This window comes from Streptomyces sp. PA03-5A, assembly GCF_033792725.1.
In the GTDB taxonomy this organism is placed as follows: domain Bacteria; phylum Actinomycetota; class Actinomycetes; order Streptomycetales; family Streptomycetaceae; genus Actinacidiphila.
Genome location: NZ_JARAVL010000028.1, coordinates 69156 through 92141, shown reverse-complemented (window position 1 = coordinate 92141; position 22986 = coordinate 69156). Strand labels below are relative to the sequence as shown.

Genomic DNA, 22986 nt, shown 5'->3' with positions numbered 1-22986 from the left:
TGACCTGCTCGGTGACCGTTTGCAGGGGGACGACCACGGACCTAGCGTGAACCCCGAGGGAATGTCACGTATGTCCGCCCCCGATCGCAACGTGCCCGGTCAGGCGTCGGCGCTCGACAGCGTCGGCGCGGCTCTGGCGGTGGTCGACGCGGAGGGGGTCCTCGTCCGCTGGACCGAGGTCGCGCAGAGGCTGCTGGGCTACGCGGCGGCGGACGTCCTGGGCAGGCCGGCGTCGATGCTGCTGGACGGCCCGGAGGGCGGGCCGCGGGGGTTCACGTGGGAGTGGGCCGGCCCGGTCGCGCTGCGGCACCGCAACGGCGGGCCGCTGGACGTGGACCTGCGGGTGACCGGGTTGCCGGGGGCCTCGGGCATGACGGACTGGTTGGTCTCGACGGCCGGGGTCCCTCCGTCCGTGCTGGAGTCGGCCGCGGAGCTGTGCCCCTTCCCGATGGCGATCTGGGACAGCGACCTGCGCACCGCGTGGCTGAACGACGCCCTGGCCGAGGCGTTCGGCCTCTCCCGGGAGGAGCGCCTGGGCCGGCACCTGGACGAGTCACCGCTCTACTCGAACACCGAGCAGGTCGAGGCCCTGCTGCGCGAGGTCCTGGAGAGCGGCGTCCCGGTGATCGACCGGGAGCTGAGCCAGCTGGACCGGCTGCGGCACCGCGCGTACGCGCTCTCCGTCTTCCGGATCGAGGACGTCCGCCACGGCCGGGCCGGCGTCTGCTCGGTCAACGTGGACGTCACCGAGAGCCGGCGGGCCAGGGACCGCATGACCGTGCTCGGCCGCGCGGCGACCAGCATCGGGACCAACCTGGACGTCCTGCAGACCGCGCAGGACCTCGCCGACCTGCTGGTGCCGCTGCTCGCCGACTACGCGACGATCGACCTCGCGGAATCGGTGCGGCTCGGTGACGCCCCGCTCACCCGGCTCGGCCCGCTGGAGGACGGCAACGTCCCCGTCTTCCACCGGGCGGGGATCGCCTCGGTCCACCACGACTTCCGGGAGTCGCTCTACGCACGCGGCAGCCCCGTCTTCGTCCCCCCGCACTCGCCGTTCATCGAGGTGCTGAGCTCCGGCCGGACGTACATGGAGGCGGAGCTGGACACCGAGCCCGGCACGTGGCTGGAGGAGGACCCGCGGCGACTGGAGCGGGTCCTCGACCTCGGGATGCACAGCCTGCTGATCCTCCCGGTCGTCGCGCGGGACGAGATCCTCGGTGTCGCCGTGCTCGTCCGCAGCGAGAACCCCACGCCGTTCGACGAGAACGACCGGACGCTCGCGGAGGAGCTGGTCAGCCGGGCCGCCCTCAGCCTGGACAACGCCCGCCGCTACACGCGCGAGCACACGATGGCCCTGACGCTGCAGCGCAGCCTGCTCCCCCGCAACCCGAGCGCCGGGTTCTCCCTGGAGACGATCTGGCGCTACCTCCCGGCGGACACGCAGGACGGCGTGGGCGGCGACTGGTTCGACGTGATCCGGCTGTCCGGCGCCCGGGTGGCCCTGGTCGTCGGGGACGTGGTGGGGCACGGGCTCAACGCCGCCGCGGCCATGGGGCGGATCCGCACGGCGGTGAGCACCCTCGCCGGCCTGGACCTGCCCCCCGACCGGCTGCTGTCCGCGCTGGACGACCTCGTCGTCCGGCTGGGTTTCGAGGACTCCGACGAGCCCTCGCCCGCCGCCGGCATCCTCGGCGCCACCTGCCTGTACGCGGTCTACGACCCCACCGACGAGCGCCTGACCATCGCCCGGGCCGGGCATCCGCCGCCGGTGATCATCACCCCGGACGGCACCGCGGGTTTCCCGGAGATCCCCGCGGGCGCGCCGCTGGGCGTGGGACTGCGGTCCTTCCCGTCGGTCGACCTGGAACTGCCCGCGGGTAGCGTGATCGCCCTGTACACCGACGGGCTCGTGGAGACCCGGGACGGTGACATCGACGAGGGCCTGGAGCGCCTGCGGACCGCGCTCAGCCGGCCGCCGGGCACGTCGCTGGAGGACCTGTCCGCCGCGGTGGTCGACCTGCTGCCCAAGAGCGGGCAGGACGACGACGTCGCCCTGCTGCTCGCCAAGACCTGCCGGCTGAGCCCCGAGCGGGTGTTCCGCGTGGAGATGCCCACCGATCCGGCCGCGGTCGGACGGGTGCGGGCCGAGGCGGCCCGGCAGCTGTCCGCCTGGGGGCTGGACCGCCTGCGGGCGGCCGCCGAGCAGATCGTCGGGGAGTTGCTGGCCAACGCCGTCCTGCACGGGGCGGGACCCGTACGGCTGCGGCTCATCCGGCACATGAAGCTGGCCTGCGAGGTCTTCGACGCCGGTCCGGGCCCGCCGCTGCCGTGCCGGCCCGACCCCACCGACGAGGGCGGCCGGGGCATGCTGATCGTCGCGGAGCTGTGCACGCGGTGGGGTGTCCGCAGGACCTCCGAAGGCAAGATCGTCTGGGCGGAACTGGCCCTCACCGACGAGGAACGGCTGCCGCCCGGGCCGGAACGCTGAGCCCGCCGCACGATGGCCCCGACCGGCGGACTTTCCCGATCGATGGGAAGCGCGTGCCGAAGCTGTGACCCGGTCGACAGCCTCAGGCCCCTCTCCGTCCCGTAGAGTGCGCTTGCATTGCCTCATTTTTGAACACGTTCAGGGGGACCACGGGGAGGGTCGGTGCCATGCGCCGAGGTGTGAAGCTGGGGATCGTCGCCACGCTGACCGCGGGACTGGTGGGGACCGCGGGGTACGGGGCGTACAACATCTACAACGGGCTGGCCGGGGGCGGCGGTTTCGCCACGGAGGCAGCCCCGGTGGAGACCGGTCCGCCGACCGCGGCGGAGGTGAAGAAGACCGCCGCGGACTTCCTGGCCGCGTGGGCCAAGGGGGACACCACCGCGGCGGGGGCCCTCACCAACGACGCGGCGGCGGCGTCCGGGGACCTGTCCGCGTACCGGAAGCAGGCGCACGTCGCCCGCGTACGGCTGACGCCGGGCACGGCCCAGGGGGCCGTGGTGCCGTTCAAGGTCGTGGCCTCGCTCTCCTACCAGGGCAAGTCCTCCACGTGGACGTACTCCTCGGCCCTCACCGTCTTCCGCGGCGAGACCACCCATCGCCCCATGGTGGACTGGGAACCCGCGGTGCTTCACCCCAAACTGACGGAGGGTCAGTCGCTGGAGACCGGTGAGGCCTCCTCGCCGCCGGTGGTCGTCGTCGACCGCAACGGCAAGGAACTGGACGCCGACGACTACCCGTCCCTGGCCTCGGTGCTGCCGCAGTTGCGCGAGCGCTACGGGGCCAAGCTCTCCGGAGGCAAGCCGGGCATCGAGACCTGGGTGAACGGCGCCGACGGCCCCGGGCAGACGCTGCACGTGATCACCAAGGGCACGGCCGCGAAGCTCCCCACCACCTTGGACGCGACGCTGCAGAAGGCCGCCGAGCAGGCGGTCAAGCGCAGCAGCCAGTCCTCGGTCGTCGCGGTCAGGACAGGCACGGGCGAGATCCTCGCCTTCGCCAACAACCCGGCGAGCGACAACAACAACGCCTTCAACGCGCAGGTCGCCCCCGGCTCCACCTTCAAGGTCGTCACCGCGACCGCCCTGCTGGAGAAGGGCGTGTCCCCGGGCACCCCGGCGCCGTGCCCGGCGACCGCGAACTTCGACAACGGCAAGATGTTCCACAACGTGGAGAGCTCCTCCGACCCGTCGGCCACCTTCCAGCGGGACTTCGCGATCTCCTGCAACACCGGCTTCATCAAGCTCGCCGGCCACCTCGACGAGTCCTCGGTCCCCTCGGTCGCCCAGCGCTACTACGGCTTCGGCCGCACCTGGAACGTCGGCGTCCCGGCCTGGGACGGCCGCGTCCCCGGCGGCCCGGGCGACGAGATGACGGAGGAGATGATCGGCCAGGGCCAGATACAGATGAGCCCGCTCAACATGGCCTCCGTCGCCGCCACCGTGCAGAACGGGGTGTTCCGCCAGCCCCGGCTGGTGGCCGCCGACCTGATCGAGGGTCCGCTCGCGAAGGCGGGCAGCGCCCTCCCGTCCGGCGTGCGGAGCAACCTCAAGTCGATGATGCGGCTGACCGCGTCGAGCGGCACCGCCGCCGGCGCGATGCGCGGGGTCTACGGCGACGTCGGCGCCAAGACCGGCTCCGCGGAGGTCGGCGGCCAGGAACAGCCCAACGGGTGGTTCCTCGCCTACCGCGGTGACGTCGCCGCCGCCGGGATGGTCCTGGAGGGCGGGCACGGCGGCGACTCCGCCGGGCCGATCGTGGCCTCGGTGCTGAAGGCCGCCTCGTGACCCGCCCGCAAATGGCTTGGCACCCCGGCCCCGCCGAGGGCTAGCGTGCTGGCCATGTCGACATCAGCTGCAGCCCATCCCCGGTTCGCGGAGGCACTCACCGCGCTGGGGCTCCAGGTACCCGTGCGCGCCTTCCCGGACGCGACCCGCACCGCGGCGCAGGCCGCCGCGGCGATCGGCTGCGAGCTCGGCCAGATCGTCAAGTCCCTGATCTTCGCGGCGGACGGGGTCCCGGTGCTGGTGCTGATGGACGGCGCGTCCCGGGTCGACGTGGAGCGGGTCCGCGCCGAACTCGGCGCGAACGAAGTACGCCGGGCCGACGCGGACCTGGTGCGCGAGACCACGGGGTACGCCATCGGCGGCGTACCCCCCTTCGGGCACCGGACCCGCACCACCGTCCTCGCCGACCGGGGGCTGCTGGCGCACGGCACCGTGTGGGCGGCCGCCGGCACCCCGCACACCGTCTTCCCCATGGCCCCGGCCGAACTGGTCGGGCACGCCGGGGCGACCCTCGCCGACGTCCGCGAACGCACCGCGTGACGCCCCTGATAGCGGCGGCCGTCCTGCTCGCGGCGGTCACCCACGCGGCGTGGAACGCCATCGCCCACGGCATCAAGGACCGGCTCGTCGCGTTCACCCTCGTCGGGGGCGGCGGAGCGATCTGCGGCGCGGCGACCGCCGGGTTCGCCCCGCTGCCCGCGGGGGACGCCTGGCCCTACCTGATCGTCTCGGTGGGGATCCACATGGCGTACATGTACCTGCTGATGAAGTCCTTCACGCTGGGGGACTTCGGGCAGGTCTACCCCATCGCGCGCGGTGTCGCCCCCATGGTCGTGACGCTGCTGGCGGCGGTCTTCGTGGGCGAGGTGCCGGACGCCCTGCAGACCGCGGGCGTCCTCGTCGCCTCCGCCGGGCTCGGCGGGGCCGCCCTGTGGGGCATGCGCGGCCGCAGCAAGGACTGGCCGGCGGTGGGCGCGGCCGTGGGCACCGGGCTGACCATCGCGGCGTACACCGTGGTCGACGGGGTCGGCGTCCGCGCGTCCGGCACCGCCCTGGGCTACGTCGCCTGGCTCCTGCTCATCCAGGGCGTCCTGCTCGTGTGCTGCGCCCTCGCGGTGCGCCGCGCCGCGCTCCCCGCGCAACTGCGCCCGGTCGCGGCCCGCGGACTGCTCGGCGGGGCGCTGTCCATGTCCGCGTACGGCCTCGTCCTGTGGGCCCAGACGCGGGGCGCCCTCGCGCCGATCGCGGCCCTCCGGGAGACCTCCATCATCGCGGGGGCGGTCATCGGGGCGGTCTTCTTCAAGGAGCGGCTGGGGCGCCCGCGCATCGTCGCGGCGCTCGTGGTCGTGGCCGGGATCGGGCTCATGCTTCACGTGTGACGACGCGTTCGTCTGCGGCCCGGTGGTTGTGTGCGGGTGCGTTGCGCCTGCGGCGGGCATCCCCCGCCCTCCCGCAGGATTGCCCGGCGCGGTCAGCGACCGCCTCGCCGCGTACGTGTGGGGCCGGTGCCGCGCCGGGCAATCGGGAGGGCGGGCGGGGAAACCGCCCGCCGCAAACGAGCCGCAGACAGACACCGGGCCCGGGCGTCAGTCCAGCGCCGCGCGGAAGGCGGATCCGTTGACGAGGATGCCCCCGTCGACGGGGAGCGTGAGGCCCGTGATCCAGGACGCGTCCCGGGAGGCGAGGAACGCGACGGCCGCCGCGATGTCGTCGGGCTCGCCGACCCGCCCGAGGGGGTAGACCCCGGTGAGGCGGTCGAGGGCCTCCTCGCGCCCCGCCCACGCGGGCGTCCGCACCGTGCCGGGGGCGACGAGGTTGACCCGGACGCCGCGCGGGGCGGCGTGCACGGCCAGCGTGCGGGTCAGCGAGGCGAGGCCCGCCTTGGCGGCGCTGTAGGCGTGGTTGCCGAAGTTCATGTGCCCGTTGACGGAGCCGATGCTGACGATCGCCCCGCGCCCGCCCGCCTGCGCCAGCAGCGGAAGCGCCGCGCGGGCGCAGCGCATGGCCCCGGTGAGGGTGACCTCCAGGTCCTCGTACCACTCCACGTCGGGCAGGTCCTCGAACCGCGGCGGGTCCACGTGGCAGGCGTAGGCGTTGTTGACGAGCACGTCGAGCCGCCCGAAGCGCTCGGCGGCGTACGTCATGGCGGCGTCCACCGCGGCCTGGTCGACGACGTCGCACGCCACCGCCGCGGCCCGGCCGCCGGTCTCCTTGCCGAGGGCCTCCGCCGTCGCGGCGGCACGCTCCGCGTCCAGGTCGGCCAGCAGGACGTCCGCGCCCTCGGACATCAGGCGCCGGGCGGTCGCCGCGCCGATGCCCTGGGCGCCTCCGGTGACGACGGCGACGTGTCCCTCGAACCTGCGCATGGCGTCATCCCCCGCCGGCGAGCGATGTTGAAAGGCGCTGCCCTCTCGCCTCCTTACTCGCGCGTAGCGTAACGTGCCTGCACACCAAAGGGGAGCGGAAAGGCACACCATGGCGCTGGACGCGGACGTCATCGTCGTCGGAGCGGGGCTGGCCGGTCTGGTCGCGACGGCCGAGCTGGCCGACGCGGGCCGCAAGGTCCTCCTGCTCGACCAGGAGCCGGAGAGCAACCTCGGCGGCCAGGCGTTCTGGTCCTTCGGCGGGCTGTTCCTCGTCGACTCCCCCGAGCAGCGCCGGATGCGGATCAAGGACAGCCGCGAACTCGCCCTGCAGGACTGGATGGGGACCGCCGGATTCGACCGTGCCGAGGACCACTGGCCGCGCAAGTGGGCCGAGGCGTACGTGGACTTCGCCGCCGGCGAGAAGCGGTCCTGGCTGCACGCGCAGGGGATACGGTTCTTCCCGGTGGTGGGCTGGGCGGAGCGCGGGGGCTACCTCGCCACCGGGCACGGCAATTCGGTGCCCCGCTTCCACATCACCTGGGGCACCGGGCCGGGCGTCGTGGCGCCGTTCGTCCGCCGGGTGCGGGAGGCGGTCGCCAAGGGGCTGGTCGAGCTGCGTTTCCGGCACCGCGTGACGGCGCTGACGACGACGGGCGACGCGGTGGACGGCGTGGCGGGCGAGGTCCTGGTGGACAGCGACGCCGAGCGCGGCCAGGCGAGTTCGCGGGAGATCCGCGCGGAGTTCCAGCTCAGGGCGCAGGCGGTGGTCGTCACCTCGGGCGGCATCGGCGGCAACCACGACCTGGTGCGCAAGGCCTGGCCGGAGCGCCTGGGCACGCCGCCGCGCAAGCTGCTGTCGGGCGTTCCGGCGCACGTGGACGGCCTGATGCTGGGGATCGCCGAGGCGGCCGGGGCGCACCTGATCAACGGCGACCGGATGTGGCACTACACCGAGGGCATCGAGAACTGGAACCCGATCTGGGCCAGGCACGGCATCCGCATCCTGCCGGGGCCGTCCTCCCTGTGGCTGGACGCGACCGGCAAGCGCCTGCCGGTGCCGCTCTTCCCGGGCTTCGACACGCTGGGGACGCTGGAGCACATCATGCGCTCCGGCCACGAGTACACGTGGTTCGTCCTCACCCAGAAGATCATCGAGAAGGAGTTCGCGCTGTCGGGCTCCGAGCAGAACCCGGACCTGACCGGAAAGAGCGTGCGCGACGTGCTCAAGCGCGCGCTGCCGGGGGCGCCGGGCCCGGTCGAGGCGTTCAAGGAGCACGGCGTCGACTTCGTCGTCGAGGACGACCTGGCGGCGCTGGTGCGCGGCATGAACGCGATCACCAAGGACGACCTGATCGACGAGACCGCGCTGCGCCGCGAGATCGAGGCCCGCGACCGCGAGATCACCAACACCTTCACCAAGGACCTGCAGGTCACCGCGATCCGCGGGGCCCGCAACTACATCGGCGACAAGCTGATCCGCACCGCGGCGCCGCACCGGCTGCTGGACCCGAAGGCGGGCCCGCTGATCGCCGTACGGCTGAACATCCTGACCCGCAAGTCGCTCGGCGGGATGGCGACCGACCTGGACGCGCGGGTGCTGCGCGCCGACGGCGAGCCGCTGCCCGGGCTGTACTCGGCGGGTGAGGCGGCCGGCTTCGGCGGCGGCGGGGTGCACGGCTACCGCTCGCTGGAGGGGACCTTCCTCGGCGGCTGCATCTTCTCCGGCCGTACGGCGGGCCGTGCCGCGGCGAAGGCCACCGCCTGACCGCTTCCCGGGACACCCCCTGGCGCTGCCGCGCCGTGCCGACCCCGGTCCTGACCGGTCGCGGGCGGGAGGCACCATGGGAGGAGCAACAACGGCGGCGCATGGTGGGAGCACGGGCTGTGGTGGACGTCCACGGAGCAGTGACGGAAGGCTTCGAGCCGGTCCGGGAGGCCTTCGTCCGGAACTTCGAGGAGCGGGGCGAGCGCGGCGCGGCCGTGGCGCTGTACCGGGACGGCCGCAAGGTCGTGGACCTGTGGGCGGGCTCCGCCGACGGGGACGGGGACGGGGACGGGGGCGCGCCCTGGGCGCAGGACACCGCGCAGGTGGTGCGCTCGGCGACGAAGGGCGTGGCCGCGGCGTGCCTGCTCCTGCTGCACCAGCGGGGCCAGCTGGACCTGGACGCGCCCGTCGGCACGTACTGGCCCGAGTTCAAGACCGCCGGCAAGGAGCGGGTCACGTTCCGCGACGCCCTGGCGCACCGGGCCGGTGTGCCGGCGCTGGACACCCCGCTCAGCCCGGGCCAGGCGCAAGACGGCAGCAGCGGACCGCGGGCGCTCGCGGCCCAGGCCCCGTTCTGGGCACCGGGGACGGACCACGGCTACCACGCGCAGACCTACAGCTGGCTGATCGGCGAGCTGGTGCAACGGGCGAGCGGCGGCCGGTCCATAGGGCGCTACGTGGCGGAGGAGATCGCCCGCCCGCTCGGCCTCGACCTGTGGGTCGGGCTGCCCGCGGGCGAGGAGCGCCGCGTCGGGCGGATCGCCTCCGTGGAGACCCCGCCGCCGCCGGCCGCGGCCGGGCTGCGGGCGCGACCCAAGCGGAACGTGACCGAGGCGTACGAGGACCCGTCGTCGCTGACCCGGCGCGCGTTCGGCGCGATCGACCCGCTACCGGACGAGAACGACCCCGGGTACCACGCGGCGCAGCTGCCGGCCTCCGGCGGGATCGCCACCGCGCGCTCGCTGGCCCGCTTCTACGCCGCGCTGATCGGGGAGGTCGAGGGCCCGGGGGCGCGGCTCTTCGCCCCGGCGACCCTCACCTCGGCACGCACCCCGGAGTCGGAGGGCCCGGACCGCGTGCTGGTGGTGAACACCCGCTTCGGCCTGGGCTTCATGCTGCACGGCCCGGCGGCCCCGCTCCTGTCCCCCGGCTCCTTCGGCCACCCCGGCCGGGGCGGGTCGCTGGGCTTCGCGGACCCCGGCGAGGGCGTGGCCTTCGGATACGTCACCAACGGCATGCAGAAGAACGTCACCGCCGATCCCCGCGCCCAGGCACTGGTCCGCGCGGTGCGGGAGTGCCTGCGCTGACGCGGACCGGAAAAGTTGCCCGGGCTCCGGGAGCCGCGAACGATGGATGAGTGAGCGACGCCGCATACCTCCGGTTTCCGCATGTTCACGGCGAGCGGCTCTGTTTCGTCGCCGAGGACGACATCTGGGTCGCGCCCCTGGACGAGGGGCGCGCGTGGCGGGTGACGGCCGACCGGATCCGGGTCGGGCATCCGCGCTTCTCGCCCGACGGCTCCGTGATCGCCTTCAACAGCTGGCGTTCCCTCGACCCCGAGGTGTACGTCGCGCCGGTCGAGGGCGGCCCGGCCCGCCGGCTGACCTACTGGGGCAGCACTGACACGCGCGTGCGCTCCTGGACGCCGGACGGCCGGATCCTGGCGGTCTCGTCGCACGGCGAGCCGTTCTCGCACTACACGTGGGCCTACGCGATCCCCGACGAGGGCGGCCCGGGCAGCCGTCTGCCCTGGGGCCCGGTGTCGGACATCGCCGTGGACGACAGCGCCGAGGGCGAGCACCGGACGCTGCTGCTGACGGCGACCGCGCCGCACGAACCGGCCTCGTGGAAGCGGTACCGGGGCGGGGCGACGGGGCGGCTGTGGCTGCAGTGCCGGCGGCTGGTGCCGGAGGTCGACGGCCACCTGGAGTCGCCGATGTTCGTGGCGGGGCGCATCGCCTTCCTCTCCGACCACGAGGGCGTCGGCAACCTGTACTCCTGCCTGCCGGACGGCACGGACCTGCGGCGGCACACCGACCACGCCGACTTCTACGCCCGCAGCGCCGCGACCGACGGCACGCGCGTGGTCTACCAGTGCGCGGGTGAGGTGTGGCTGGTCGACGACCTCGGCCCGGGGTCGGTGCCGCACCGCGTCGCGGTCGACCTCGGCGGCCCGCGCGCCGGCCGGCGCCCGTACCAGGTCCCGGCCTCGGCGTACCTGGACGGGCTGGCCGTGGACCGCACCGGCCGCGCCAGCGCGGTGTGCGTGCGCGGCAGCCTGTACTGGCTCACCCACCGCGACGGGCCCGCGCGCACCATCTCCGACGTGCCCGGGTCGCGGGTCCGGCTGCCGGTCATGCTGGGCGACACCGGTCGGATCGCCTTCGTCACCGACGCCGAGGGCGAGGACGCCATCGAGATCGCCGCGCTGCCGGGCCGCCCCGCGGCGCTGGCCGCGGCCGACATCGCCGACGCCGACGACGCCGTCGCGCAGGCGTTGCGGTCCGTGGAGGAGGCGGAGGAGGAACCGGCGCAGGACCCGGCGTCCGCCGAGGGGCAGACGCTGCCACGGCCCCCGTGCCGCAGCGGCGGCACGCGGCTGGCGTGCGGGCTGCTCGGCCGCGTCCACGAACTGGTGCCCTCGCCCGACGGCCAGATCCTCGCCGTCGCCTCCCACGACGGGCGGCTGCTCATGGTCGACGCGGAGTCGGGCGTCGTGGCCGAGCTCGTCCGCTCCACCAACGGCCCCGTCCGTGACCTGGCCTTCTCCCCGGACTCCAACTGGATCGCCTGGTCCCACCCGGTCATCGGCCGTTCGCTGCGGAAGATCCGGATCGCCCGGCTCAGCCCGGACCCGGAGACCGGCAAGCACACCCTCATCGACGTCACCAACGGCCGTTTCGAGGACGAGCAGCCGGTCTTCACCCGCGACGGCCGCTACCTGGCCTTCCTGTCCTGGCGCGGCTTCGACCCGGTGTACGACGTGCACACCGGCGACCTGTCCTTCCCACTGGGCTGCCGCCCGCACCTGGTGCCGCTGCACTCGGCGACGCCCTCGCCCTTCGCGCTGCCGGTGGAGGGCCGCCCGCCGGGGGGCGGGCTGGACCCGACCGGCTTCGCCGAGGGGCCGCTGGCCGTGGAGGCGGCCGGGCTGCCGATGCGGGTGACGCCCTTCCCGGTGCCCGCCTCCAAGTACAGCTCGCTGGAGGCGGTGCGGGGCGGGCTGACCTGGCTGCGCTGGCCGATCTCCGGCGCGCTCGGCGAGACCTTCGTCAATCCGACCGACCCCTCCGCGCGCCCCACCCTGGAGTACTTCGGCCTGGCCAAGTCCAAGCGGGTCGAGCTGGTGCGGCACATGGACTGGTACCGGGTCAGCGGCGACGGCACGCAGCTGGTGGTCTTCGACGAGGGGGACCTGACCGTGGTCCCGGCGTACGAGCCGGGCGACCTGGACTCCACCGTGTACATCGACATGCGCCGGATCCTGCACGAGGCGAACCCGCCCGCCGAGTGGCGGCAGGCGTTCGACGAGGCCGGGCGGATCATCCGCGACTACTTCTGGGCGCCGGACATGTGCGGCATCGACTGGCCGGCGATCCTCGACCAGTACCGTCCGCTGGTCGAACGGGTCGCCACCCCGGACGAGTTCGCCGACCTCCAGCGCGAGGTCCTGGGCGAACTGGGCACCTCGCACGCGTACGTGGCGCCCGCCCGCCGCAGCGAGGGGCCGCCGCACTACCAGCGGCCGATCGGGCTGCTCGGGATCAACTTCGTCCACACCAAGGACGGCCGGTGGGTGCTCGCGCGCATCCTGCCCGGCGAGTCCTCGGACTCCAGGGCCCGTTCGCCGCTGGCCGGCACCGGCGTCCTGGAGGGCGCGACGCTCACCCACGTCGACGGCCGTGCCGTCGACCCGGTCGCCGGACCCGGTCCGCTGCTGTCGGCCGCGGGCGGCACCACGGTGGAGCTGACCTTCACCCCGCCCGACGGCGGGCATCCGCGCCGGGTCGCGGTCGTGCCGCTGGTGGACGAACGGCCGCTGCGCTACCAGGACTGGGTGGCCAAACGACGCGCGGTCGTCCGGGCGTTGAGCGAGGGCAGGTGCGGCTACCTGCACATCCCCGACCTGGGGGGCTCGGGCTGGGCGCAGTTCAACCGCGACCTGCGCATCGAGATCGTCCATCCGGCGCTCATCGTCGACGTGCGCGGCAACGCGGGCGGCAACATCAGCGACCTGGTGGTGGAGAGCCTGACCCGCAAGATCCTCGGCTGGGACCACACCCGGCACGCGCAGCCGGTGAGTTACGCGGGCAACGCCCCGCGCGGGCCGATCGTCGCGCTGGCGGACGAGGCGACGGCCTCTGACGGCGACATGATCACCGCCACGTTCCGGCTGCTGGGCATCGGCCCGGTGGTGGGTCACCGCACCTGGGGCGGCGTGGTCGGCATGACCGGCCGGCACCGGCTGGGCGACGGCACGGTGATCACGGTGCCGATGAACGCCGCCTGGTTCGAGGCCTACGGCTGGTCGGTGGAGAACTACGGCGTGGAACCGGACATCCCGGTCATCCGCACCCCGCTGGACTGGGCGGAGGGCCGCCGCACCGACCTGGAGGTCGCCGTGCAGACGGCACTTGACCTGCTGGAGAAGCACCCGGCCTCCACACCGCCCGATCTGTCCGACCGCCCGGACCGGCGTCGGCCCCCGCTCCCCCCGCGTCCTTGAGTCCCTCCCCCGTCAGGGGCGACGGAAGGGGCGCGCCCTGAACGGGCGCGCCCCTCCACGCTCACGCCTGGACCACGCGGGTCAGCTGTCCCGGTCCTGCCGCTCGTCGATCTCCTCCAGCGAGCGCTGGCGGTCGCCCTTGGGCATCGACTGCGGGGACGTCCTGGCCGGCTGGCCGTGGCCGGGCTCGCGGTGCTGCTGCTTGCCCTGCTGGCGCATCGGCTCGCCTGCCGGGCCCTGAGCGCGCTCGCGGGTCTGGCCGATGCGCTCCTGGGACTGGGGCTGAGCCTGCGGGCGGTTCTGCTGCCCGGCCTTGTTTCGCGTGGGGTCGTTCTTGCCCATGATCACTCCTTCGTGATGTATGGAATGGGCCTCGACCAGGCTGACACGGCCGGACACAGTACGCACTTCGGACGAACGCGTTCCGTGAACGGCGCTGGTCAGACGGGCCTTTCCGACCGGGCCCGCTCGTCCGCAGCGCCGCCGCGGCCGACGAGTCCGTGCCGGATGCCGCCCGCGGCGGCGATCCTCGGCTCCAGGCGGCGCATTTCGCGCCGCCCCAGGGCACCCCCGATCAGGCCCGGCAAGTACCCGCGCACGGACTGCATTCCACGCAGCCACCACTGGGCGTAGACGTGCGGCGAGCGGCGGGCGATCCCGTCCGCGATGCGCTCGACCGCCGGCTCCAGCGGGTAGGTGCGGTTGGCCGGCCAGGGCAGCCGTGCGCGGGCCTCGCGCATCACGTCGTCCTCGTCGGCGCCGCGCACCATGTCGGTGTCGGTCCAGCTCAGGTACCCCACACCGACCTTGACGCCCTTGACGCCGACTTCGGCGCGCAGGCAGTGCGCGAAGGACTCGACCCCCGCCTTGCTCGCGCAGTACGCGGTCATCAGCGGCGCCGGGGTGATCGCGGCGAGCGAGGCGATCTGCAGCAGGTAGCCGCGCGAGGCGAGCAGGGCGGGCAGGAACGCGCGGGCGGTGACCACGCTGCCGAGCAGGTTGACCTGGATGACGCGTTCGAAGTCGGCGGGGTCCACGTCCAGGAACGGACCGCCGGTCGCCACACCGGCGTTGGCGACCACGACGTCGACGCGGCCGTAGCGCTCCACGACCTCCCCGGCCACGCGGGCCATGGCCTCCCGGTCGGTGACGTCGGCCGTCCAGTACCCGGTGTCGGGGCCGATCTCCGCTGCGACGCGCTTCAGTTCGTCCGGCTCCAGCCCCACCAGCGCCAACCGGGCGCCGCGCGCGGCGAGTTTGCGGGCCAGCAGCGCCCCCACCCCACGGGCGGCGCCGGTCACCACCGCGACCTGCCCGTTCAGCGACCTGCTCATGCCGTCTCCTCCTTGACCTGGGCCCCGGGCCGCAGGTGGTCCTCGACGAGGGTGCGTACGACGCCCGCCACCGCGGCCGGTGCCTCCAGCGGCGTCATGTGGCCGAGGCCCGGCAGTTCGGTGAGCCCGGCGAACCGGGAGAGCCGGGCGGCCATGCCGTGCGCGTGCGCGGGCGGGGTGAGCTTGTCGGCGCCGCCCACGAGCACGGCGGTGGGCGCGCGCAGCGCGGAGACGCCCGCGTCCAGGTCGAGCCCGGCCAGCACCCGGCCCCACGCCGCGCGCTGCCGGCGCCCGCAGGCGTGCACGATGCGGGCGGTGGCGGCCACCAGCTCCTTGCTCGACGCCGCTCCCAGGATCCCGTACTTGAGCGCGGCCCGGGTCACCGCGGACTGCGGGCCGAGCGGCGCCGAACTGACCAGCAGGAAGCGGTGAAAGGCGTCGCGCACCCGCTTGCTGCGCACCCGCGGGGGCAGCACCGCCGCCTCGGCGAGCAGCCGCCCGCTGCCGGTGCTGGCCAGCAGTACCGCGGCCGTGCGGGTCTGCACGGCGGCGCGGTCGCCGGCCGCCATCGCGGTCATCCCGCCCATGGAGTGGCCGACCAGCACCACCTTCTCGTCGCCCTCGACGACGGACTCCAGGACCGCGGTGAGGTCGTCGGCGAGCGCGCCGGTGCCGTAGCCGCCGCGGCGCGGGGTCCCGCTGGCTCCGTGGCCGCGCTGGTCGTACGCCACGACCCGGTACTCCCCGGCGAGTTCGTGGATGAGCGGGGCCCAGAAGAGGGTCCTGCACGTCCAGCCGTGGATCAGCACCACGGTGGGCGCGGTGCCGGCCTCGGGGCCGTACTCCTCCACGTGGATCGAGGTGCCGTCCGCGGACCGCACGGAGTGCGTGCGGCGGGCGGCCGGGAGGTCGAAGACGGACGCGGTCACGAGGCAACCTCCACGCGCTCCGGGTGCTCCCCGGGGGCACCGGCGGGCACGGTCTCGTACTCCTGCAGTTCCAGCCGGCGCGTGGCGCGCCGGAACTCCGCGGTCGTCCCGGGCCAGACGGTGGTGTTGCGGCCCTGGTCGTCCAGGTACCAGCTGACGCAGCCCCCGGTGTTCCAGACCGTGCGCGCCATGCGGCGCTGCAGTTCCTCGTTCCAGGACCGCACGGCCTCCGGGCGGGCGTCGAGCGCGGCGGCGCCGGTGGTGTCCAGGGCGCGCAGGTACGCGGCGACGTAGTTCAGCGAGGACTCGATCATCAGGATCATCGAGCTGTTCCCGAGACCCGTGTTGGGTCCGATGACGAACAGCAGGTTGGGGAACCCGTCGACGGTGCAGCCGCGCAGCGCGGCCATGCCGTCCTTCCAGTGCTCGGTCAGCGAGCGGCCGTCGGCGCCGAACACCCGATCGCCGATGGGCATGTCGGTGACGTGGAAGCCGGTGCCGAACACGATGACGTCGGCCTCGCGCTCGGTGCCGTCGGCCATGACGAGGGTCGAGCCGCGCACCTCCTTCAGCGCGGAGGCGACGACCTCGGTGTTGGGCCGCGCGAGCGCCGGGTAGTAGTCGTTGGACAGCAGGATGCGCTTGCAGCCGATCCGGTAGTCGGGGGTCAGCTTGGCCCGCAGCGCCGGGTCCTTGACGGCCTTGCGCAGGTGCGCGGCCGCCATGGCCTGGGCGCCGCGCATCATCGCCGGGCGCTTGGTGAACGCGCCGACCTGGAACTCGCGGATCAGCCAGAGCAGTCCGCGCCGCGCCCTGGCGGTGGCCGGCACCTTGCCGTGCAGCCACTGCTCGGCCCGGCTGATCCCGCGGTCCATGCGCGGCATCACCCACGGGGGCGTCCGCTGCACCACGGTCAGGCGCTCCACCTCGGGCTGGATCGCGGGCACGATCTGGATGGCCGAGGCCCCGGTGCCGACCATGGCGACCCGCTTGCCCTTGAGGTCGAAGTCGTGGTCCCACTGCGAGGAGTGGAAGACCTTCCCCGGGAAGGCGTCGAGACCGGGGACGTCCGGCAGCTTGGGGTCGGACAGCGGCCCGGTGGCCGAGACCACGACGTCGGCGGTGAGTTCGCCGCGGGAGGTGGTGATGCGCCAGTGCCGGGCGCCGGCCTCCCAGCGGGCCTCGGTGACCTCCGTGCCGAGGCGCAGGTGCGGGCGGAGGCCGAAGGTGTCCGCGACCCGTTCCAGGTAGGCCCGGATGTGCGGCTGGCCGGAGAAGGTGCGCGGCCACTGCGGGTTCGGCGCGAAGGAGAACGAGTACAGGTGCGAGGGCACGTCGCAGGCGCACCCCGGGTAGCTGTTGTCCCGCCACGTCCCGCCGACGGAGTCCCGGCGCTCCAGGACGACGAAGTCGGTGATCCCCTCGCGTCGCAGCCGTACGGCGGCGCCGAGTCCGCCGAACCCCGATCCGATCACCGCAACCCGCACGTGTTCGCTGTGTCCGGCCATACCGCCGCCTCTCGGTGCCGCCCCTTGCCGAATCGCGCCAGTGTTCACTGGCGCGGTTCGGAGCGTAGACCAGAAGGCGTTACCAGCGGTAGAGGGCGGGCGGCGCGACGTGACGCGCGCACCGCATAGGCTGATCGGCGTGGCGACGCACGAGCGCGAGTACCGGATGGACGAGTTGGCCGAAGCGGCCGGGGTCCCGGTGCGTACCGTCCGCTTCTACCGGGAGCGCAAGCTGCTCCCGGCGCCGCGCCGCGAGGGCCGCATCACCTGGTACAACGACCACCACCTGGCCCGGCTGCGGACCATCACGGCCCTGCTGGAGCGGGGCCACACCCTCGGCGGCATCGCCGAGCTGATGGACGCCTGGGAGAGCGGCCGCCGCGACGTCGGCGAACTGCTCGGCCTGGACCCGGGACTGCCCACCCGCTGGTCGGAGGAGGAGCCGCTGCGGCTCACCCCGGAGGGCCTCGCCGACCACTACGGCGACCAGGCCACCGCGGAGAACCTGGCCACCGCCCTGGACATCGGCTACCTCGCCGTGGACGGCGACGACGTCGTCCACGTCAGCCGCCGGCTGCTGGAGGCCTCGGCCGCCCTGGTCCGGGAGGGCGTCCCGCTCGCCGAGGTGCTCGCCGCGGGCCGCGCCATGCGGGGCCGCATGGACCTGCTCGCCGAGCTCTTCGTCGAGCTGGCCCGCACCTACGTCCTGCCGGACGCGGAGGCCGACCTGCAGTCCGGCGACACCACCCGGCTGAGCGAGGCGATCGCCCGGCTGCGCCCCCTGGTGCAGGCCGTCGTCGAGGCGGAGCTCGCCCTGGCGATCGACCGCAGGCTGCGCGAGGAGCTCAAGCGGTAGCGGACGCCCGCGCATAGCCCGTACGGGCGTGTGGCCGGGCGGCACCGGCGGGCCCGCGCGAGGGTGGAGCCATGGCCGTCACCGTCCCCACCGCCGGCCGGCCGCCCGCCCTGAGCCGCCGCCAGACCAACGTCGTCTTCGTGACGATCGTGCTCGGCCTGCTGCTGGCGGCCCTGGACCAGACGATCGTCTCCACCGCGCTCCCGACGATCGTCGCGGACCTCGGCGGTGCCGGGCACATGGCCTGGGTGGTCACGGCCTACCTGCTGGCGGAGACCGTCTCCACCGTGCTGGTCGGCAAGTTCGGCGACCTGTTCGGCCGCAAGGTCGTCTTCCAGGTCAGCGCGGTCGTCTTCGTCGCCGGCTCGGTCTTCGCGGGCGCCGCCACCAGCATGCTCATGCTGATCGTCGCCCGCGCCGTCCAGGGGATCGGCGGCGGCGGACTCATGGTCACGGCGATGGCCCTGATCGCCGACGTCATCCCGCTGCGCGAGCGCGGCAAGTACCAGGGCGCGCTGGGCGCGGTCTTCGGGGTCACGACGGTCGTCGGCCCGACGCTGGGCGGTCTGTTCACCGACCACGCCACCTGGCGCTGGTGCTTCTACGTCAACGTCCCCGTCGCGATCGTGATGGTCGTGATGGCCGCCCGTACCGTCCCCGTCGTCCGGGCCGCCGTCCGCCCCGTCGTCGACTACGCGGGCATCGCGCTGGTCGCCCTGGGCGCCTCGGGACTGGTGCTCGCCCTGGAGTGGGGCGGCAGCCAGTACGCCTGGGACTCCGCCGTCGTGGTCGGGCTGTTCGTCTCCTCGGCCGTGCTGCTGACCGCGTTCGTCCTGGTCGAGCTGCGCGCGAGGGAGCCGATGCTCCCCATGCACCTGTTCCGCAACCCGGTCTTCGTCGTGTGCTCGCTGCTCAGCTTCATCGTCGGCTTCGCGCTGCTGGGCGCGCTCACCTACCTGCCGACCTACCTCCAGTTCGTCGACGGGGTCTCCGCCACCGAGTCCGGGGTCCGCACCCTCCCGCTCGTCGCCGGACTGCTCGGCACGTCCATGGCCTCCGGCACCGTCATCGGCCGCACCGGGCGCTACAAGGCCTTCCCCATCGCGGGCACCGCCGTCATGGCGCTCGGCCTGTACCTGATGTCCACCATGGACCGGGCGACCGGGCCGTGGCTGGAGTCCCTGTACATGCTCGTCTTCGGCCTTGGCATCGGCCTGGCCATGCAGGTCCTGACGATCGCCGTCCAGAACACCGTCGCGTACGCGGAACTGGGCACCGCCACCTCCGGGGTGACCTTCTTCCGCACCCTCGGCAGCGCCTTCGGCACCGCCGTCTTCGGCACCCTGTACGGCAACCGGCTCGGCCCCGCCCTGTCCGCCGCCCTCGCCGAGGTGCCCGGCGTCCCGGCCGCCGCGGCGCAGGACCCGCAGGCCCTGCGGGCGCTCCCGCCCGACCGGGCCGCCCCGATCGTCGACGCCTACGCCGACACGATCCAGCACGTCTTCCTGTGGGTCGCCCCGGTGGCCCTGGCCGGTTTCGTCATCGCCTGGTTCCTCAAGGAGGTGCCGCTGCGCGACAGCGCCCGCGCCGGCGCCTCGGACATGGGCGAGGGCTTCTCCGCCCCCGACTCCCCCGACGCCGTCGTCCAACTGGAGCGGGCGGTCGCGGGCGTCATGCGCCGCGAACACGCCGCGGAGCCCGCCGTCGCCCTCCGCATCCTGGCCGACTCCGGTTCCCCGCTCACCCCGGGCGAGGCCTGGGCGCTCGGGCAGATCCACTGGCGCGACCGCTTCCAGGGCGGCGCCTCACTGGACGCCGTCGCCCGCGCCCACCACATGCCCGGCGAGGTCCTCGAACCCGCCTTCGCCAAGGTGGCCCGCGGCGGCTGGGCCCGCGTGGACGGCGACACCCTCACCCTCACCGCGGCCGGCCGCGCCCAGCTCGACCTCCTCGCCGCGGCCTGGCGCCGCTGGCTGGACTCCCGGCTCGACGACTGGACGATCGCCGACCCCGCCGACCGTGCCCTGATGGACCGCGCCGTCGACAGCCTCGCCCGCAAACTCCTGGAGGAGAGCGAGGACGACCGCCACCCCGCACCCGTGTAGGGGCCGGTCCGTGGGGCGAAGGAATCGCCCCGCATCCGTAGGGTGGTCGTATGACGCTCGATCTCGACGCCTATCTCGCCCGCATCGGCTGGGCCGGGGAACGCCGCCCCACGGCGGAGGTGCTGCGGTCCGTGCACCGCGCCCACATGCTGGGCATCCCGTTCGAGAACCTCGACCCCGTCCTGGGCCGGGCGCCCTCGCTCGCGCTGCCCGATCTGGAGGCAAAGCTCGTCCACGGCCGGCGCGGGGGCTACTGCTACGAGCACAACACCCTGTTCGCCGCGGCGCTCACCGCCCTCGGGTTCCGAGTCACGCTGCTCACCGCGCGCGTGCTGGTGGGGGCGAAGCCGGGGGACGTCCGCCCCCGTACGCACATGCTCATGCTCGCCGAGGTGCCCGGCGAGCCGGTGCCGTACGTGAGCGACGTCGGCTTCGGGAGCATCGGCGCCCTGCTGGAGCCGTTGCCGCTGGTGGCGGACGTGGAGCTGCACGACGCGCCGCGCCGCCACCGGCTGGTCCACGCGCCGCACGACGGGCCGCTGGAACTGTGGAAGCTCCAGGCGTACCCGCCCGGCGCCGCTGACGACGGCTGGGAGGACCAGTACGCCTTCACGGTGGAACCCTTCCAGGCCCCCGACTACGAGGTCATCAACTGGCACGTGGCGACCAACCCGCGCTCCCCCTTCTCCCGCGGCGTCTACGCCCAGCGCACCACCGGCGACGCGCACCTGTCCCTGACCGGACGCCGCCTGACGGAGACGACGGCCGACGGCACCCGCAAGGAACGGGAACTGGCGGACGCGGACGAGGTGCTGCGGGTCCTGGCGGACGACTTCGCCGTACGGCTCCCGGAGGGGACGCGGCTGCCGGAGTGACCCGGCGGCTACGACGCGTCCTTCCCCTCGGCGAGCGTGTGCGCCACCAGGGCGTTGGCGTGTCCGTGCCCGAGTCCGTGCTCGGCCTTCAGCCAGCCGACGAGCTCCATGTGGCGGGTCAGCGGGGAGGAGCGGATGAGCTCCTTCCACTCCTCGACCGGCCGGCCGTACTTCTTCTCGATCGACGGGAAGTAACTCGCCGGGCCCTTCACGTTTTCTGTCATGCCCGGTGGACCGCGCGGGCGCCGTGAATCCATCGGCACCGTGGCGTGGCCTGCGTCACACCCGGTCCTCGATTCCCCGCGTCAGGTGAATTCCGCCGGTTCCCGGCGTGCCGCCGCCCGCCGCGTGCCTAGCGTGGCGCTGCGGGACGACGCCAGGGGAGCCGGACGGGGGTGGCCGCGTGACGGTCGAGGACAAGCGCTCGGTGAGCATGAGGATCTTCGGGGACCTGCTCAAGGCGCTGCGCGAGGGCCAGGGGCTCACCCTGGACGCGGTGGCGGCGCACACGGGCTACTCGAAGTCGCAGACCGTCAAGATCGAGTGCGGTGAGCGCATCGCCAGCACGGCGTTCATCGACAGGGCCGAGCAACTGCTGGGCTCACCCGGGGTGCTGAAGGCGGTGGCACCCCATCTGTCCCGGGAGAAGCTGCCCGTGGGGTACGGGGAGTACGCGGACGAGGAGGCCCGGGCGCTGAGCCTGGGATCGTACAACACCCACGTCATTCACGGCCTATTGCAGACCGAGGCCTACATCCGTGCCGTGTTCGGGGCCCGCTGTCCGGCCCTGGAGGAGGACGAGGTCGAGCGCTGGACCGAGGACCGGCTGGCCCGCCAGACCCTGATCACCCGCCGGCCCGTGTGCATGCTCTCCTTCGTCCTGGAGGAGTGGCTCCTGCGCCGCCCGACGGGCGGACGGGCCGTGATGGGGGCACAGTTGCGGCACCTCGTCGAGGTGGGGCGGCGGCGCAACGTCCAGATCCAGGTCATGCCGGCCCGCTACGAGTCGCACGCCGGACTCGACGGTCCCTTCACCTTCCTGGAGAACCCCGAACGCCAGTTGCTCGCCTACGCTGAAGGTCAGGTCGGGGGCCTGCTCACGGATGACCGGAAAAGGGTCAGTCTGCTCCACCAGCGCTATGGCATGATCCGGGCGCAGGCCCTCACGCCGGAGGACTCTGCCAAGGTGATCGAGCAGATTGCGGGTGAACTGTGAGCGCTCTCGTGTGGTTCACGTCCCGTCACAGCGGCAGCGACGGCGGCGAATGTGTGGAAGTTGCGGTCGGCCCGGCTGCCGTCCACGTACGGGACTCCAAGGACAGGTCCGGCCCGGTTCTGGCCTTCGAGCCGGACGCGTGGACCGCGTTCGTGGCCTTCGCCAGCCAATTGTCCGAACCCCAAGGATAGTTACCAACCGGTAATCCGAACGCCAGTTTCCGCTCACCCGCACCAGCGAACGTACGGTGCATGACAACCCTCAAAACCCTCACCTGGAGACGCGGCGCCGTCGTCGCGGCGATCATCGCCGCCGGGGTGTCCGGCATCGCGCTCCCCGCCGACGCGCACGCCTCCGAGCCCACCGGCGTTGCGGTGGCGGCGGCCACCACGGCCTCCGCCACCGCCGTCTCGGTCGGCCACGAGACCTGGCTGCGGGACGTGCGCCCGGTGATCGACCAGGCGCACACCTACGTCCAGGACCGTACGGCCGCCCGGAAGCCCGGCGAGAAGCTGGCGATCGTGCTGGACATCGACAACACCGCGCTGGAGACGTACTTCGACTGGTGGTTCCCGCCGGCCGTGGCGCCGACGCGTGACCTCGCCCGGTACGCGGACTCCCGTGGCGTGGACGTCTTCTTCGTCACCGCCCGGCCGGACTTCATCTACCCGGCCACGCACTACAACCTCGACCGCGAGGGCTACCCGGTCGCCGGGCTCTACGGCCGTTCGATCCCGGACCTCTTCGACGAGGTCAGCGCGTACAAGACGGCGCAGCGCGCCGCCATCGAGAAGCGCGGATACACGATCGTCGCGAACATCGGCAACAACACCACCGACCTGGTGGGCGGCCACGCCGAGCGCACCTTCAAGCTCCCCGACTACGACGGCCTCCTGGACTGACACCGTCCGTGACCGGGCCACGCCCGGGGGACGATCGTTCCCCGGGCGTTCACCATGCCCTCATGCGCGGGCTTCGTACGCGCTCGACCTGCGGCTTAGCGTCACCAGGTCCTGTTCGTCCGATGT

At 73.5% G+C, this 22986-nt stretch carries 19 protein-coding genes; 13 read left to right on the top strand and 6 right to left on the bottom strand.

The window, feature by feature from the left end; translation table 11 throughout:
- The first annotated feature begins 70 nt into the window (after positions 1–70).
- From PV410_RS30495 to PV410_RS30480, 4 genes are all read left to right on the top strand, one after another.
- Complete coding sequence (locus PV410_RS30495) at positions 71–2491, top strand: SpoIIE family protein phosphatase (RefSeq protein ID WP_500328982.1); 2421 nt, start codon at positions 71–73, stop codon at positions 2489–2491.
- 167 nt (positions 2492–2658) lie between these two features.
- Complete coding sequence (locus tag PV410_RS30490; protein ID WP_500328981.1) at positions 2659–4278, top strand: penicillin-binding transpeptidase domain-containing protein; 1620 nt, start codon at positions 2659–2661, stop codon at positions 4276–4278.
- Positions 4279–4332: 54 nt separating this feature from the next.
- Positions 4333–4818, top strand: coding sequence for a YbaK/EbsC family protein (locus PV410_RS30485; RefSeq protein WP_500328980.1), 486 nt, complete (start codon positions 4333–4335; stop codon positions 4816–4818).
- A complete protein-coding gene (locus tag PV410_RS30480; protein ID WP_500328979.1) occupies positions 4815–5657 on the top strand; it encodes an EamA family transporter in 843 nt (280 codons plus the stop codon). The genes PV410_RS30485 and PV410_RS30480 overlap by 4 nt, the downstream gene beginning before the upstream one ends.
- Before the next feature lie 207 nt (positions 5658–5864).
- Here the strand turns inward: PV410_RS30480 and PV410_RS30475 are convergent, their stop codons facing one another.
- Positions 5865–6644: an SDR family NAD(P)-dependent oxidoreductase gene (locus PV410_RS30475; protein ID WP_500328978.1), complete on the bottom strand. Its 780-nt coding sequence runs from the start codon at positions 6642–6644 to the stop codon at positions 5865–5867.
- A 109-nt stretch (positions 6645–6753) separates the two neighbouring features.
- Between PV410_RS30475 and PV410_RS30470 the strand changes: the two genes are divergently transcribed.
- The 3 genes from PV410_RS30470 (at position 6754) to PV410_RS30460 (ending at position 13135) form a co-directional block, all read left to right on the top strand.
- A complete protein-coding gene (locus PV410_RS30470; RefSeq protein ID WP_499512289.1) occupies positions 6754–8409 on the top strand; it encodes an FAD-binding dehydrogenase in 1656 nt (551 codons plus the stop codon).
- 101 nt (positions 8410–8510) lie between these two features.
- Positions 8511–9716, top strand: a complete 1206-nt coding sequence (locus tag PV410_RS30465; protein WP_500328977.1) for a serine hydrolase domain-containing protein — start codon at positions 8511–8513, stop codon at positions 9714–9716.
- A gap of 50 nt (positions 9717–9766) precedes the next feature.
- The gene (locus PV410_RS30460) at positions 9767–13135 is read left to right on the top strand and encodes a S41 family peptidase (protein WP_500328976.1); all 3369 of its coding nucleotides are present in this window, start codon (positions 9767–9769) and stop codon (positions 13133–13135) included.
- An 81-nt stretch (positions 13136–13216) separates the two neighbouring features.
- Here the strand turns inward: PV410_RS30460 and PV410_RS30455 are convergent, their stop codons facing one another.
- The 4 genes from PV410_RS30455 to PV410_RS30440 all read right to left on the bottom strand — a co-directional run bounded on the left by PV410_RS30455 (position 13217) and on the right by PV410_RS30440 (position 16906).
- Entirely contained in the window at positions 13217–13477 is a 261-nt protein-coding gene (locus tag PV410_RS30455) for a hypothetical protein (RefSeq protein ID WP_500328975.1), read from the bottom strand.
- A gap of 98 nt (positions 13478–13575) precedes the next feature.
- Positions 13576–14469, bottom strand: a complete 894-nt coding sequence (locus tag PV410_RS30450; protein WP_500328974.1) for an SDR family oxidoreductase — start codon at positions 14467–14469, stop codon at positions 13576–13578.
- Positions 14466–15398, bottom strand: a complete 933-nt coding sequence (locus PV410_RS30445) for an alpha/beta fold hydrolase (protein ID WP_500328973.1) — start codon at positions 15396–15398, stop codon at positions 14466–14468. Before PV410_RS30445 ends, PV410_RS30450 begins: the two co-directional genes overlap by 4 nt.
- Positions 15395–16906: a flavin-containing monooxygenase gene (locus PV410_RS30440; protein WP_500328972.1), complete on the bottom strand. Its 1512-nt coding sequence runs from the start codon at positions 16904–16906 to the stop codon at positions 15395–15397. The genes PV410_RS30445 and PV410_RS30440 overlap by 4 nt, the downstream gene beginning before the upstream one ends.
- Before the next feature lie 139 nt (positions 16907–17045).
- On the opposite strand from PV410_RS30440, the gene PV410_RS30435 reads away from it, so the two are divergent.
- The 3 genes from PV410_RS30435 (at position 17046) to PV410_RS30425 (ending at position 20742) form a co-directional block, all read left to right on the top strand.
- Positions 17046–17762, top strand: coding sequence for a MerR family transcriptional regulator (locus tag PV410_RS30435; RefSeq protein ID WP_500328971.1), 717 nt, complete (start codon positions 17046–17048; stop codon positions 17760–17762).
- Positions 17763–17833: 71 nt separating this feature from the next.
- On the top strand, positions 17834–19867 hold the full coding sequence (locus PV410_RS30430) for an MDR family MFS transporter (RefSeq protein WP_500328970.1): 2034 nt from the start codon (positions 17834–17836) through the stop codon (positions 19865–19867).
- 50 nt (positions 19868–19917) lie between these two features.
- The gene (locus PV410_RS30425) at positions 19918–20742 is read left to right on the top strand and encodes an arylamine N-acetyltransferase family protein (RefSeq protein WP_500328969.1); all 825 of its coding nucleotides are present in this window, start codon (positions 19918–19920) and stop codon (positions 20740–20742) included.
- Positions 20743–20750: 8 nt separating this feature from the next.
- Here PV410_RS30425 and PV410_RS30420 read toward each other — a convergent pair whose 3' ends face one another.
- On the bottom strand, positions 20751–20966 hold the full coding sequence (locus PV410_RS30420) for a DUF4287 domain-containing protein (RefSeq protein WP_499512298.1): 216 nt from the start codon (positions 20964–20966) through the stop codon (positions 20751–20753).
- Positions 20967–21145: 179 nt separating this feature from the next.
- On the opposite strand from PV410_RS30420, the gene PV410_RS30415 reads away from it, so the two are divergent.
- Genes PV410_RS30415 through PV410_RS30405 form a run of 3 tightly spaced genes read left to right on the top strand, consistent with a single transcriptional unit; the run spans position 21146 to position 22860 of the window.
- Positions 21146–21958, top strand: a complete 813-nt coding sequence (locus PV410_RS30415) for a helix-turn-helix domain-containing protein (protein ID WP_500328968.1) — start codon at positions 21146–21148, stop codon at positions 21956–21958.
- Entirely contained in the window at positions 21955–22149 is a 195-nt protein-coding gene (locus PV410_RS30410) for a DUF397 domain-containing protein (protein ID WP_500328967.1), read from the top strand. The genes PV410_RS30415 and PV410_RS30410 overlap by 4 nt, the downstream gene beginning before the upstream one ends.
- A gap of 60 nt (positions 22150–22209) precedes the next feature.
- Positions 22210–22860 carry an HAD family acid phosphatase gene (locus PV410_RS30405; protein ID WP_500328966.1) on the top strand — a complete coding sequence of 217 codons (651 nt, stop codon included), beginning with the start codon at positions 22210–22212 and terminating at the stop codon, positions 22858–22860.
- The last annotated feature ends 126 nt before the right edge of the window (positions 22861–22986 follow it).

What these genes read in the sequence shown, in the direction of transcription:
- PV410_RS30465 (WP_500328977.1), top strand. Translation starts at nt 8,511, where the DNA reads ATGGTGGGAGCACGGGCTGTGGTGGACGTCCACGGAGCAGTGACGGAA.
- PV410_RS30440 (WP_500328972.1), bottom strand. Translation starts at nt 16,906, where the DNA reads ATGGCCGGACACAGCGAACACGTGCGGGTTGCGGTGATCGGATCGGGG.
- PV410_RS30455 (WP_500328975.1), bottom strand. Translation starts at nt 13,477, where the DNA reads ATGGGCAAGAACGACCCCACGCGAAACAAGGCCGGGCAGCAGAACCGC.
- PV410_RS30430 (WP_500328970.1), top strand. Translation starts at nt 17,834, where the DNA reads ATGGCCGTCACCGTCCCCACCGCCGGCCGGCCGCCCGCCCTGAGCCGC.
- PV410_RS30470 (WP_499512289.1), top strand. Translation starts at nt 6,754, where the DNA reads ATGGCGCTGGACGCGGACGTCATCGTCGTCGGAGCGGGGCTGGCCGGT.
- PV410_RS30495 (WP_500328982.1), top strand. Translation starts at nt 71, where the DNA reads ATGTCCGCCCCCGATCGCAACGTGCCCGGTCAGGCGTCGGCGCTCGAC.
- PV410_RS30475 (WP_500328978.1), bottom strand. Translation starts at nt 6,644, where the DNA reads ATGCGCAGGTTCGAGGGACACGTCGCCGTCGTCACCGGAGGCGCCCAG.
- PV410_RS30485 (WP_500328980.1), top strand. Translation starts at nt 4,333, where the DNA reads ATGTCGACATCAGCTGCAGCCCATCCCCGGTTCGCGGAGGCACTCACC.
- PV410_RS30425 (WP_500328969.1), top strand. Translation starts at nt 19,918, where the DNA reads ATGACGCTCGATCTCGACGCCTATCTCGCCCGCATCGGCTGGGCCGGG.
- PV410_RS30420 (WP_499512298.1), bottom strand. Translation starts at nt 20,966, where the DNA reads ATGACAGAAAACGTGAAGGGCCCGGCGAGTTACTTCCCGTCGATCGAG.
- PV410_RS30405 (WP_500328966.1), top strand. Translation starts at nt 22,210, where the DNA reads ATGACAACCCTCAAAACCCTCACCTGGAGACGCGGCGCCGTCGTCGCG.
- PV410_RS30450 (WP_500328974.1), bottom strand. Translation starts at nt 14,469, where the DNA reads ATGAGCAGGTCGCTGAACGGGCAGGTCGCGGTGGTGACCGGCGCCGCC.
- PV410_RS30490 (WP_500328981.1), top strand. Translation starts at nt 2,659, where the DNA reads ATGCGCCGAGGTGTGAAGCTGGGGATCGTCGCCACGCTGACCGCGGGA.